We start from the raw sequence: 12,274 nt of genomic DNA on the forward strand, positions 1-12,274 counted from the left end.
CCCGAGGAGGGGGGGGGGGGCCGGCCCCCGGCGGGGGGGGGCGGGTGGGGAAATTAAAATTAAAGGGGGGGGCGGGGGGGGGGGAAGGGGGGGCCCCCCCGGCGTTTGTCTGGTTGGGCTGTGGGTGAGGCCGCGGGGGGGGGGGGGGGGGGGGGGGGGGGGGGGGGGGGGGGGGGGGGGGGGGGGATGGGGGGGGGGGGGGGGGGGGGGGGGGGGGGGGGGGGGGGGGGGGGGGGGGGGAGGGGGGGGGGGGGGGGGGGGGGGGGGGGCCCCGGGGGGGGGGGGGGGGGGGGTGGGGGGGGGGGAGGGCCGGGGGGCGGGGCCCCCCGCCCCGGGGGGGGGGGCCCGGGCGCGGGGGGGGGGGGGGGCCCGCCGCGGGGCGCGGGGGGGGAGGCGGGCCCGGGGGGGGGGGGGGGGGTTGGGGGGGGGCGGGGGGGGGGGGGGGGGGGGGGGGGGGGGGGGGGGCGGCGGGGGCCCCGCGAAGGGGGGGGGGGGGGGGGGGGAAGGGGGGGGGGGGCTTGGGCCACTTGTGTTGTATTTTGTGTATTTGCTAAACAACTTGAACTTGAACTATTTCAAAACCACCCCACTCATCTCCAACTTCACCTCAGCCATCACCGGGTCATTCAGAAATACATTGATCGTGCGACTGTCTTTTCCTTCTTTTCCGAAAGAATCAAATTCAACATGTACAATTCCGGTTTCGCCGGGTGCAATTTCGCTTTTCGTAGCACTTGCTTTGATACAACCACATGTGGATTTAACTTTACGGATGATGAGCGGCTTTACTCCATCATTTGAAATCAGGAAATCGTGATTCGATTTTTGTCCGGCTGTGATTGAACCATAGGAAAAAATGGTTTCGGGAATTCTTGCTTTTGGTAAAAGTGAATCTGTAGGAGAAAAATATTCCTGAATAGTTGCACTTACATTGATATTCTTTTGCGGCTGATCGGTATCGTTGGTATTGATCAGAATTCTGTCTAAGATAAATCCGTAGTCGTCGCGTTTTGCAAAATTGTAGCTTATAATTATTGTCCCCGATTCTTCAGGCGCCAGTTTGTTTTTACTTATTGTAACTGCAGAATAATTATTCTTACCATGAACATCGAGAGTCATTGGAACTTTTCCGGTATTGAGAATGCGGATCGTATCTTGCCGGCTTTCATTGGTCAGTACTTTTCCAAAATTAATTGTCGATTGAGATAATCTCAGGTTACCAATCTTTTTTGCATACTGATCGTTGATCGTTGGCGGTGCACTGATGGTTTGAGCAAAACCAAGATCGCATACAAAAATTGAAAGTAGTACAACGAAGAATATTTTTCTTTTGATCATAAATGAACTTCCTGGTTTGATTGAATTAATTGCGCTGTAAGATTTTCCAGATTCATTCCATCAAATGTTCCTGAGCTCATCATCAGGAAAACTGATTTGCCTTTTGAATATGTCTGAATATCTTTCTGCAAGATAGCAGAATCTGTGTAAACTTTAATATCAGGATTCGAAAAAGCTTTTTTTACCATTTCAGGGGTAATTTCCTTCAGTTTTTTATGTGCTATCGTCTGCGGATTGAAATAAACGATCTTCACATCGGCATCGTCCATACTGCCTGAATATTGCGCAAGAAAATCTTCGTTCAACGAACTGAACGTATGTAATTCCATGCAGGCTATCAGTTTTCTTTCAGGAAATTGTGAACGTACTGCATGTGTAGTTGCTTTTAATTTAGATGGCGAATGCGCGAAGTCTTTGTACACTGCAACATTCTCATTTCTTCCAAGCAATTCAAGTCTGCGGGCAGCACCTTTAAAATCTGCTATTGCATTGTAAAATGTTTTTTTGTCGATGCCGATCTGTTCGCATACATTCCTGGCGCCTTCCAGATTCTGCAGATTATGTTCACCGAAAACTGAAATAGCAATTTTTCCTGAGTCTGTGAGCAGATAAGTTATACCATTCACAATTTCATGCGGAGGAATTGAATACGGAATTTTCTTCGCATGAACAGAACCTGATTCTGCAACTTTTTTTACTTCGCTATCATTGTTGCAATAGATCAACTTTCCGTTTGCAGGAATCTGATCAGCAAAGATCCGGAATTGTTCAACGTACATATCGTAAGTTGGAAAAACGTTGATGTGATCCCAGGCAATTCCGCTTATCAATCCGATCTCTGCTTTGTACAAATGAAATTTCGGTCTGCGATCGACCGGTGAAGAAAGATATTCATCGCCTTCCAATATAATAAGCGGCGCATTACTCAATCGAACCATCGTATCAAATCCTTCCAGCTTTGCTCCTACCATGTAATCGAAATCTTTGTTCAACGACTTTAATACATGCAGGATCATTGCAGTGATGGTCGTCTTGCCGTGCGAACCGCCTATTACTACTCTGGTTTTGTCTTTCGAATGCTCGTATAAATATTCAGGATAAGAATAAACGGGCAGTCCGATCTGCTGAGCTTTCAGCAACTCCGGATTATCGGCACGAGCATGCATACCTAAGATCACGCCATCAAGTTCATTAGAAATTTTTTCCGGAAACCAGCCGATGCTTTGTGGTAAAATTCCGGCAGCAGACAACCTGCTTTTCGATGGCTCATTGATCTCATCATCAGATCCACTAACCTGAAATCCCTTTTGATGTAAAGCCAGCGCCAGATTGTGCATAGCAGCACCACCAATGGCTATGAAATGAATACGTTTTGACATTCAATAAAGGTAGAGATTGTGGAGGTTTTTAGGGACTTTGTTATTGGAGGGATTTGCACAGGTTACTAACAGGAGAAAGGTTCGGTAGGTTAACAGGTTTGCAGGTTGGTGGTTAACCTGCAAACCTGCAACCTTTAACCTGTAACGTCCTTTCTAAATCCGATATAATTTCTACTTTTGAATCTCCAAAATAAATGAAATGAACTTATTCACGATTAACACCGGCTTCTTCAAACTCGATGGCGGCGCTATGTTTGGCGTTGTCCCTAAATCGATGTGGAAAAAGATCAATCCGCCGGATGAAAATAATATGTGCAACTGGGCAATGCGGTGCCTGCTTGTTGAAGATGGCGACCGGCTTATCCTTATTGATAATGGAATTGGGAATAAGCAGGACGATAAATTTTTTGGTTACTATTTTTTGAATGGTGATGATACGCTATCAAAATCACTTGCCACTCTTGGTTTTCATGAAGATGATATTACAGATATGTTTCTGACGCATTTGCATTTTGATCATTGCGGCGGAAGTATCAAATGGAATTCAGCAAAAGATAAACTTGAACCTGCCTTTAAGAATGCAACTTACTGGAGCAATGAGAAGCATTGGGAATGGGCAACAAAACCAAATCCACGGGAGAAAGCGAGTTTTCTGAAAGAGAATATTTTACCGATCCAGGAATCCGGTCAGTTGAAGTTTATCAACGATGGCGACAAATTGACCGACAATTTTAAGGTTCGAACAGTCAGCGGACATACTGAATCGATGATGCTACCGATCATTGATTACAAAGGAAAAAAAATTGCGTATTGCGCTGACCTCATTCCTTCTGCCGGCCATACTCCGGTTCCCTATGTGATGGCGTATGATACAAGACCATTGCTTTCATTGCAGGAGAAAACAGATTTTTTGAATGATGCAGTTAAAGAAAATTACGTTTTGTTTTTTGAACATGATCCGGTCAACGAATGTGGAATTATGGAAATGACAGAGCGTGGACCAAAGCTTAAGGAAACTTTACCGCTTTCGGGTATTTAGTTTTCTTCTTGTAGTTTGAATTTACAAGCATGGAAGTCTTTCCTGAAACAAGATACTTATCGAAAACAAGATTTGAAGAATCGCTCAGATCGAACTCGATGCGGTTCTTTCTGTTCAATTTATAGTATGCATGCATTTCATCTGAAAATTTTCTTGCTCTTAAAGAATCACCCGGATAAAAATACAAGGCTGTACTCTGCCCATTTATTATTTCATATACCGGCTCTTTGAATGATTTGTACTCTATGATTTCTTGTCGTTTACTATTTTCAATTGAAGTTATTGTTTTTGAAATAAGGAATAACATAAAAAATAGTAGTGAAATTCTTAACTTCTGTATGGACTTCTCATAAAAATAAAAGATCATGAACAGAATGATCAGATCCAGTAAAACCATTTCAGCAAAACTCAGATAAAGATCTTCAGTTACAGCAAACGGAAGATCCTTGATTTCTATAGCAAGGAAATTCAGAAATTGAATTATTTTATTCAGACAAAAGCCAAGTTTTACCAGCAGCCATTCAAAGGGAGCAATGAAAAATAAAGCAAGTCCACCGAAAATAGCTATTGTCGAAACCGGAATAATAAGCAGGTTAGCCGGGATAAAATAATTGGGAAACTGATGAAAATAGTAAAGACTGATCGGGAAAGTTGCAAGTTGAGCTGCTATGGAAACAGCTATTAATGACCAGATGCTTGACAAGAACTTGTTACGGATATAAAACCAGTGATTGATCGAAGGATAAATAAAAGCAATGCCTGCAACAGCAAAATAACTGAGCTGGAAACCCGGTTCAAACAGAATCAAGGGATCGAATGCAACGCAGATGACGAGAATCGAAGCAGCCAGAGTATTGTAGATATTTGAATTCCTGTTGATGGACTTGCCGATTAGAATAAATGTAAACATCATCGCTGAACGTATCACTGAGGGTGACATGCCGGTCAGGATGGCATAGAACCAGATGATCAATACCATTGAAATTAAACGCACCAGCCACCAGACTTTTTTATTTTCCATCTTCCTGAACAGAAATGCCAGAGCAGCAAAAACGATTCCGACATGCATTCCACTCACGGAAAGGATGTGCAATGTGCCTGAAGCAGAAAATGCCGCCATGATCTCCTTATTGATCTCGTCATCATATCCAAGTACCAATGCAGATAGCACTGCATACTCTTGTCCGTATATTCCTGCTTTGTGAAAACTGCTCAACAATTGATCACGCAGTGATTTACTTGAATTGAGTAATGAGAAAGAATGATTCTTTGAAAGAATTTTCCAATCGCTTTTAGTCAACCTGCATTGATAAGAGATGCGTTTTATAGCTGCATACTTCTTGAAATTAAACTGTCCGGGATTTAAAGGTTCTTCGATTTCTTTGATCTTATTCGGCATTAAAATCAGATCGCCCACATTTACTTCAGGTGAAATCGAATCGTAATAATAAAAGTATGCTTTGAAATTGGCAGGGAACCATTCTAAACTATCGCAATAGGCAGTAATCATTATTTCTGCGCGCTGCATTTTACCTGCAAGGACAGGAATAGAGATAATCTTCCCGATGACATACTTCGATTCCGCTTTGAAATCATTTTTAACTGAACATGAATCGGATTTCAAAGAATTGAGAATCCAACCAACACAGAAAAAACCTGTTAATAATAGTACAGGATTGATAAACCTGAATTTATATTGATTTTTGTATTGCGTCCGGATCCAGATCTGAAAAATTATCAAAACCGCTACAAGCAATGATATAAAAAATGATTTACTGCCAATATTCTGAAATGAAAGCACAACACCTGCGATAAATGCCGGTAAGACACGGATGAAAGGTGCACTGGAGAAAATGTTCACCAGGCAAAAGTAAACTACATTTTTATGCGAAAAATAAAAAGGAATAACATCCCGCTTTTATGCGACTTATTTTAGTGAAGTCATAAGAAAAAAGCCAAAATCTAAAAGCTAAAATCAAAAAAGAAAAAAGAAAAAAGAAAAAAGAAAAAAATTAAGGAACGAGGGGGCGAGATCTATTTGTAATTTTCAAATTCAAATTGAAATTGTTGATTAATTACTACATATTAGCAATTACTATCTTAGCCGCCTTTTCCGAAGCTCCGCTCCCGCCGAGTTTTGTCCGGAGTTCTGAATAATCTGACAAAAGTTTTTTTCTATGATCAGGAGAAAGGACTTTTTTTAATTCATTAAAAATTGTTGACTCGTTGAGTTCATCCTGAATTAGTTCTTTTACAACTTCTCTATCCATGATAAGATTCACCAGGGAAATATATTTTATGTCAACGATCCGCTTTGCAATATGATAACTGATCTTTCCACCTTTATAACACACTACTTCGGGAATGTTCAACAAAGCAGTTTCTAATGTAGCAGTTCCTGAAGTCACAAGTGCGGCTTGTGAAGCAGATAAAAGTGAATATGTCTCATCGGCAATTACCGGAATGTTTCTATCACCCGTAAAAGATTTGTAATATGTCAGAGGTTGTGATGGCGCAGCAGCAATTACAAACTGATAATCCGGTAGCTTATCTACTACAGTAAGCATTAAAGGCAGGATCTTGCTGATCTCCTGTGTCCTGCTTCCAGGCAACAGGGCTATCATCGGCTTTTCACTTAATCCGAATTTTTTCTTCCACGAATTCACTGCCTGGAGTTTTTCCTTTTGCTGCTCTATTGCATCAAGCAATGGATGTCCGACAAAATCTACATCATAGTCGAACTTTTTGTAAAAATCCTTTTCAAAAGGAAGGATCACCATCATTTTATCGACCACTTTGCGGATCTTTTTAACCCTGGATTGTTTCCATGCCCAGACTTGTGGCGAGATGTAATAAAATACTTTGATCTTATTTTCATGTGCGAATTCTGCGATCCTCAGATTAAATCCGGGATAGTCGACAAGAATTATTGCATCAGGTTTAAACTTCAGAATATCTTCTTTGCAGAATGAAATATTCCTTAAGATGGTCCGCAGGTTCATGATCACTTCTGCAAAACCCATAAAAGCCAGATCACGATAATGCTTAACGATCTCTGCTCCTTGTTCCTGAATCAGTTCACCACCCCACGCTCTGACATTAGCCTGCGAGTCGATTTTTTTCAACTCACGGAGCAGATTCGAACCATGGAGGTCACCTGAAGCTTCGCCGGCGATGAGATAGTATTTCATTTTAGTGCCATGATTATTAAAACTACGAAAACATAAATGAAACTTGCGCCAATTATTCCCTGTGCAACTCTTTCTTTCCTGCTATTCAGAAAAAGATAAAATACAGGAAGGTTAGCAATTACCGATAAACTGATGACGTGTGTGAGTACGCTTCCTTTTCTGTAAAATACCAATGAATCGATGATCGTCCGATCGGGGTAATTTATCAATGAAAATACCGAAAACGCAATTGCAGGCGCCAGAAGTCCGATGATAAAACCTGTAACAATATGATCTGAATATTTATTCATTAGGAATTTCTCATTTTTTGATAGAAGAAAAAATAAGTGAATACTGCTAAGGCGACAATGAAAAAATATCCTTTGCCTATCTTCTCTTTTTCGAAATTGACCATTATGATCCGGAAGAGAATGATTGAGAACATGAGAGATATTAGTTGTACAGCCGGTGGCGGATACAGATATTGATCCCCTTTGTAACTTACATATAAAGTTCTGATACCTTCAGCGGCAAAATAAGTTGCAGGCAAAACAATAAATGCAAGTATTACTCCGGTCAGGTAATTATCTTTTAACCTATCCTTTAACTTCATAATCTAATTCATTGAGGAAAGGAATTGCATGATGTGCCGTGAAATCAAATTGAACCGGCACTACTGAAATATAACCGTTTGCCAAAGCCCATTCATCTGTATCCTGACCTTTGTCGTGATTATTGAATTTTCCTGTCAGCCAGTAATATTTTCTTTTGTTCGGGTCCAGACGCTCATCGAACTCTTCTTCCCATTTAGCCATTGCCTGCCGACAAACTTTCACACCTTTGATCTCTCCTGCAGGCAGATCAGGAATATTTACATTGATAAGTGTACCTTGAGGTAAACCATGTTCTAAAATATTTTGCGCGATCTTTCTGATGTATTTTTTACTGGATTCAAAATTTGCATCCAGAGAATGGTTCAGCAGAGAAAATCCAGCGCTTGGAATACCTTCAATTGCACCTTCCATTGCTGCAGACATTGTTCCTGAATAGATCACATTGATCGAAGAGTTAGAGCCATGGTTAATTCCTGAGACACATAGGTCAGGCTGACGATGTAGGATCTTATCTATAGCAAGCTTTACACAATCAACCGGTGTTCCGGAACATTGATACCAGTTCTCACCATGTACTTCAACTTTATCGAGGCGAAGCAGATTATTGATCGTTATTGCATGACCCATTCCGGATTGCGGACTGTCGGGTGCAACAACAAATACATCACCCAGATCTTTTACAGCATCTACTAAGGCATGTAGTCCGGGAGCGGTAATTCCGTCATCATTCGTAACAAGTATAACGGGACGTTCGGTTTTTGACATTCAACAAGATTTTTGGCAAAAGTAACGAAAACCTTAGACAGAAAACGAAGATTTGAAGTTACTATTAAAATAAAAAGCCCCGCAATTGCAGGGCTTTTTAACACATAATCTAATCACAAATTAGATTAACCACACACACTATTATGAAATCTTTATTTCATGAGCAGCTTTTTGTTTTGCTTCTTCCTTTTTAGGAATTGAAAGTTTCAACACACCGTTTGTGTATTCAGCGGTAATACTTTCTGCCTGCACATGCTCAGGTAATGTAAAGCTTCTGCTGAATGATGAATAAGAAAATTCTTTTCTTGTAAAACGAGATGTTTCATCTTTCACTTCGCTTTTCTTTTCAGCACTGATCGACAGCACACCATTTTCCACTTCTACTTTAAAATCAGATTTTTCAAGTCCGGGTACTGCTAATTCTACATTGAATTTATCAGCTGTTTCACTGATATTTACTGCCGGAGCAGATTTGAAAAAGTTTTTGTTGATCAATTCATCATTGATGAAGTTACTGAAAAAATCACCGATGAAAGATGGTGTTGATGTTTGACGGTCTAAGCCTTTGTTTTTAAATTGAACTAGTGTCATTTTATTTTCCTCCTGTTTTTTTATTGGTTTAACTAAGATGTAAACCGAAGGTCAAGTTATGTACCAAAAAAAAGTGCAGACAACTTGTCCGCACTTATTAATTCTTAAAGTCAAATCGTCAGACTAAAAATATTCTGCCGGAAATTCTGACATATTTTATTTCAATTCGGCTCTGAAATTTTTCAATTCCTGCTGGAATGTTAATTCAGTCATACTGTTATCGTTTTTAAAATAAAAGACTCCGCCCCAATTGTAAACTACTTTCTGATAGTTTAAAGCACTACCGTCTTTTTTCACAACGGTACGATAAATCGTTCTGTTATTTTCTTGTATTGTTTCATCAGTTACAGCTTCTTTATAATCAGATTCAATTATTTTAGGGACTGATGCTGCGACCGGGGCGGGTTTATCTTCTGTTTTGTTTGGAGCTTTTCCAAGCATTTTTTTCTTCGCTTCGATTTCAGCATACGCCTTTGCCTGACGATCGGCAATTTCTTTATCCTGAAGAGCTTTATTCGCAGCAGAAATTGAATCCTGACGATTCTTTTCAGCTAATGCAAGGCTTGCTTTTTCCTGGTCAGCTTTAGCCTTGGCCTCTGCTTCAGCTTTCACTTTAGCATCTGCATCTGCTTTTTGTTGTGCCAGAGCTGCTGCTGCTAATGAATCTTTACGATTTTTTTCTTTCAATACTTCAGCTTGTTTAGCTTCAGCATCGGCCTTTGCTTTTGCATCTGCATCTGCTTTCAATTTCGCATCTGCAAGTTCTTTTGCACGTGCTGCTTCTATTGCATACTTTACGAGCATTTTCAGCAGCAAGGGCATCTGCATCTGCTTTTGCTTTTGCAGCAGCATCTGCTTTCTCTTTTGCAAGAGCTTCGGCTTTTAATCGTGCTGCTTCAGCAAGTGCAATTGAATCTTGTTTTTCTTTTTCCTTGGCAGCAGCTAGTTCCTGCTGACGAGCAGCTTCTGCTGTTGCTCTGGCAATTGAATCCTGTCGTTCTTTTTCTTTTGCTTCTGCTAATGACTGTGCTTTTGCATTGGCCATTTCAGTACTGTCGCGTTTATTTTTTTCACGTTCAGCTAAAGAAGCTGCGGCTGCAGCATTTGCATTAGCGCGGACAATTGAATCCTGACGGTTTTTTTCTTTCTCTGCATTGATACGGTCTTGCTCAGCTTTCTGTGCCATTAATTCCGCTTCACGAGATTTTGTTTTGGCTAAGGAGTCGTTCCAGACTTTATTCAATGAATCCAGACGTGCTCTTTCCTGTTGTTTATTGATATCGTCAGCAATCTTTCTTGCTGCTTCCTGTTCTCCTAAAATTTGTTTGCTATAATTCTGGTCATACTCAAAATCTTCGTAAGTCACATTGTATGAAAATTTAGCAACTGCTTTGTTCATTGCTTTTTCCTGAGAAACTCCGGCTATATCTGCGAAGAGATCAATATTAAATTCTTTCTGAAAAATAATATCCAATTGATCACCGGGGACAGTTGTATTGAATTCAACAACCTTTGTAACCAATCCATTTTTCATGAATTTTATGGAGTAATTTTTCTGAAGATCAAGATTGAATGTAAAATTTCCATTGTCTTTAGAAGCTACAGTCTGAGATGCAGCACCGGGAGCAACAATTTGAATAGAAACGCCTGATTCAGGTTTATTATCCTTCCGGATCTTACCTGTGATCTGCAAATACCCTGATTTTTGTGCTATTGAACTGATAGAAGCTGTTAAAAGGAGAGCCAGTATCAAATAGCACTTTTTAAATTGTTTTTTACTGAATAAATTCATCATTATAGTTAAACGGGGTTGAATTTCTTTTATTGGAACTTATAATTTACTCTTAAAACTGGTTTTTGTTCTGTAATCAGGTGTGAAAAATCTCATTTGCTATTTTAAACGAATTCTCCCATTCTTTCTCACTCAAATTCAGTGCCGAAATTCCACCAAAAAAGGATACAAGATTTTCGGTGGCCAGATTACCTACCAGATCATTTTTCGCCATTGGACAACCACCAATTCCTTTCAATGCAGAATCAAATCTGACGCAGCCACTTTGTCGGGCGGCATCGACTTTCTCAAACCATGTCAAAGAATCTGAATGCAGATGTGCCCCGAATTCAACATCCGGAAATTCGGGAATAAGGTGCGAAAAAAGATAGGTTATATTTTCACGAGTGCTTACTCCAACAGTATCAGACAGTGCAATTATTCTGATCCCTTCATCGTGCAATTTGTTTACCCAATGAATGACAATATCTTTATTCCACTCTTCTCCATATGGATTTCCAAATCCCATGGAGATATAGATCACTAATTCCTTTCCGGAATTTTTACAAATCTGTTGAATTTCCCGAACTCTTTCAAGCGATTCTTCAATCGTTGAATTGGTATTTAATCTTTGAAACTCTTCACTGACTGAAAATGGAAATCCAAGATAACTGATTTCTTTATAGTGCGAAGCCTCTTCTGCGCCTCTTACATTAGCCACAATAGCCAATAGTTTTGTTTTCGTTTTAGAAAGATCCAGACCGGCCAGAACTTCTTTTGTATCTCTTAATTGCGGAATCGCTTTGGCGGAAACGAATGATCCAAAGTCAAGCGTATCAAAACCTACCATGAGCAGTGAATTCAGCTACCTGATCTTTGTTTCTGTTGGAATCCATTCATCCCAGCCTTGCATAGCGTCACGGGGACATTCAACGAGTTTGATTTTCCTTTCCATCTTTATCGGACAGCAACACCTTTTGCTTCAAACACCAACTCCAGTTCAGGTTTCGTAATTGCTGCAATTTCTTCCGGACCGGCACCTTCATCTTTTGCATAGTCCTGAAGCTTTTCAACTGACAAAGTATCATAATGCGCCTGACCAGCGATAAAAGCGAATTTACCTTCTATATTTTCAGTGACTGTAAAAGAGTGATCACTCATTCTGACCATTAGAGGTTCATCTTCTCCAAGGTCCAGCTTTAGCCAACACCCTTCAGCTTTACAGACATTTACAATTTTGCCGGAAATAGTGGTATTCAAAGTTGCCTGGTCACCCATTGAATTGGCAAGTTCGGTTGCGGGAATGGCTTTGGTTGTATCAACTGCCCCGCCGAAGTTTTGTACAGAATTATTGTCCGATCCACAACCGGAGAGAATTACAAAAACTGCCAAAATAGCAGAAAAACTAACATTTTTTATATTCATTCAAGGGAGATTTGAGGTGTTAAAGTTAAAAATAAATCATCGTCCGAAACATGAGGAGGTCATAAATGTTTGGCGGATGACATCTCTGGAATATTTGCCCTTACATTATAAACTGTTGCAGGTTTCAAGTTACAGGTTTCAGGTTGCCAACCTGCAACCTGAAACCTGTCAACCAATCTGAC

12 protein-coding genes and 1 pseudogene are annotated in these 12,274 nt (G+C 40.6%); 1 reads left to right on the plus strand and 12 read right to left on the minus strand.

Going from position 1 to position 12,274, the window contains the following annotated elements:
• Nucleotides 1-570: 570 nt before the first annotated feature.
• Nucleotides 571-1,338 (minus strand): DUF1573 domain-containing protein, encoded by a 768-nt coding sequence (locus tag IPL24_02065; GenBank protein ID MBK8362489.1) that lies wholly within the window; start codon nt 1,336-1,338, stop codon nt 571-573.
• The gene (locus IPL24_02070; GenBank protein MBK8362490.1) at nt 1,335-2,717 is read right to left on the minus strand and encodes a peptidoglycan synthetase; all 1,383 of its coding nucleotides are present in this window, start codon (nt 2,715-2,717) and stop codon (nt 1,335-1,337) included. The genes IPL24_02065 and IPL24_02070 overlap by 4 nt, the downstream gene beginning before the upstream one ends.
• A gap of 199 nt (nt 2,718-2,916) precedes the next feature.
• Between IPL24_02070 and IPL24_02075 the strand changes: the two genes are divergently transcribed.
• Nucleotides 2,917-3,756, plus strand: a complete 840-nt coding sequence (locus tag IPL24_02075; GenBank protein ID MBK8362491.1) for an MBL fold metallo-hydrolase — start codon at nt 2,917-2,919, stop codon at nt 3,754-3,756.
• Here IPL24_02075 and IPL24_02080 read toward each other — a convergent pair.
• From IPL24_02080 to IPL24_02125, 10 genes and pseudogenes are all read right to left on the minus strand, one after another.
• Nucleotides 3,725-5,617 carry a ComEC/Rec2 family competence protein gene (locus IPL24_02080; GenBank protein ID MBK8362492.1) on the minus strand — a complete coding sequence of 631 codons (1,893 nt, stop codon included), beginning with the start codon at nt 5,615-5,617 and terminating at the stop codon, nt 3,725-3,727. The two genes, IPL24_02075 and IPL24_02080, sit on opposite strands and share 32 nt — an antisense overlap.
• A 217-nt stretch (nt 5,618-5,834) precedes the next feature.
• On the minus strand, nt 5,835-6,947 hold the full coding sequence (gene lpxB, locus IPL24_02085; GenBank protein ID MBK8362493.1) for a lipid-A-disaccharide synthase: 1,113 nt from the start codon (nt 6,945-6,947) through the stop codon (nt 5,835-5,837).
• Nucleotides 6,944-7,237, minus strand: a complete 294-nt coding sequence (locus IPL24_02090) for a hypothetical protein (protein MBK8362494.1) — start codon at nt 7,235-7,237, stop codon at nt 6,944-6,946. The genes lpxB and IPL24_02090 overlap by 4 nt, the downstream gene beginning before the upstream one ends.
• On the minus strand, nt 7,237-7,539 hold the full coding sequence (locus tag IPL24_02095) for a hypothetical protein (GenBank protein MBK8362495.1): 303 nt from the start codon (nt 7,537-7,539) through the stop codon (nt 7,237-7,239). The genes IPL24_02090 and IPL24_02095 overlap by 1 nt, the downstream gene beginning before the upstream one ends.
• Nucleotides 7,523-8,305: a 5'/3'-nucleotidase SurE gene (surE, locus tag IPL24_02100; protein MBK8362496.1), complete on the minus strand. Its 783-nt coding sequence runs from the start codon at nt 8,303-8,305 to the stop codon at nt 7,523-7,525. The genes IPL24_02095 and surE overlap by 17 nt, the downstream gene beginning before the upstream one ends.
• A gap of 141 nt (nt 8,306-8,446) precedes the next feature.
• Complete coding sequence (locus tag IPL24_02105) at nt 8,447-8,896, minus strand: Hsp20/alpha crystallin family protein (GenBank protein ID MBK8362497.1); 450 nt, start codon at nt 8,894-8,896, stop codon at nt 8,447-8,449.
• Nucleotides 8,897-9,052: 156 nt separating this feature from the next.
• A complete protein-coding gene (locus tag IPL24_02110) occupies nt 9,053-9,700 on the minus strand; it encodes a hypothetical protein (GenBank protein ID MBK8362498.1) in 648 nt (215 codons plus the stop codon).
• A complete protein-coding gene (locus IPL24_02115) occupies nt 9,603-10,649 on the minus strand; it encodes a hypothetical protein (protein ID MBK8362499.1) in 1,047 nt (348 codons plus the stop codon). The genes IPL24_02110 and IPL24_02115 overlap by 98 nt, the downstream gene beginning before the upstream one ends.
• A gap of 115 nt (nt 10,650-10,764) precedes the next feature.
• A pseudogene (locus IPL24_02120) lies at nt 10,765-11,622 on the minus strand (hydroxymethylglutaryl-CoA lyase).
• Between the two features lie 2 nt (nt 11,623-11,624).
• Entirely contained in the window at nt 11,625-12,092 is a 468-nt protein-coding gene (locus IPL24_02125; protein ID MBK8362500.1) for a DUF4920 domain-containing protein, read from the minus strand.
• Nucleotides 12,093-12,274 lie beyond the last annotated feature (182 nt).

The organism is Bacteroidota bacterium, assembly GCA_016711505.1.
Classification (GTDB): domain Bacteria; phylum Bacteroidota; class Bacteroidia; order AKYH767-A; family 2013-40CM-41-45; genus JADKIH01.

What these genes read in the sequence shown, in the direction of transcription:
- IPL24_02075 (MBK8362491.1), top strand. Translation starts at nt 2,917, where the DNA reads ATGAACTTATTCACGATTAACACCGGCTTCTTCAAACTCGATGGCGGC.
- IPL24_02065 (MBK8362489.1), bottom strand. Translation starts at nt 1,338, where the DNA reads ATGATCAAAAGAAAAATATTCTTCGTTGTACTACTTTCAATTTTTGTA.
- IPL24_02095 (MBK8362495.1), bottom strand. Translation starts at nt 7,539, where the DNA reads ATGAAGTTAAAGGATAGGTTAAAAGATAATTACCTGACCGGAGTAATA.
- IPL24_02110 (MBK8362498.1), bottom strand. Translation starts at nt 9,700, where the DNA reads ATGCTCGTAAAGTATGCAATAGAAGCAGCACGTGCAAAAGAACTTGCA.
- IPL24_02070 (MBK8362490.1), bottom strand. Translation starts at nt 2,717, where the DNA reads ATGTCAAAACGTATTCATTTCATAGCCATTGGTGGTGCTGCTATGCAC.
- lpxB (MBK8362493.1), bottom strand. Translation starts at nt 6,947, where the DNA reads ATGAAATACTATCTCATCGCCGGCGAAGCTTCAGGTGACCTCCATGGT.
- IPL24_02090 (MBK8362494.1), bottom strand. Translation starts at nt 7,237, where the DNA reads ATGAATAAATATTCAGATCATATTGTTACAGGTTTTATCATCGGACTT.
- IPL24_02125 (MBK8362500.1), bottom strand. Translation starts at nt 12,092, where the DNA reads ATGAATATAAAAAATGTTAGTTTTTCTGCTATTTTGGCAGTTTTTGTA.
- IPL24_02105 (MBK8362497.1), bottom strand. Translation starts at nt 8,896, where the DNA reads ATGACACTAGTTCAATTTAAAAACAAAGGCTTAGACCGTCAAACATCA.
- surE (MBK8362496.1), bottom strand. Translation starts at nt 8,305, where the DNA reads ATGTCAAAAACCGAACGTCCCGTTATACTTGTTACGAATGATGACGGA.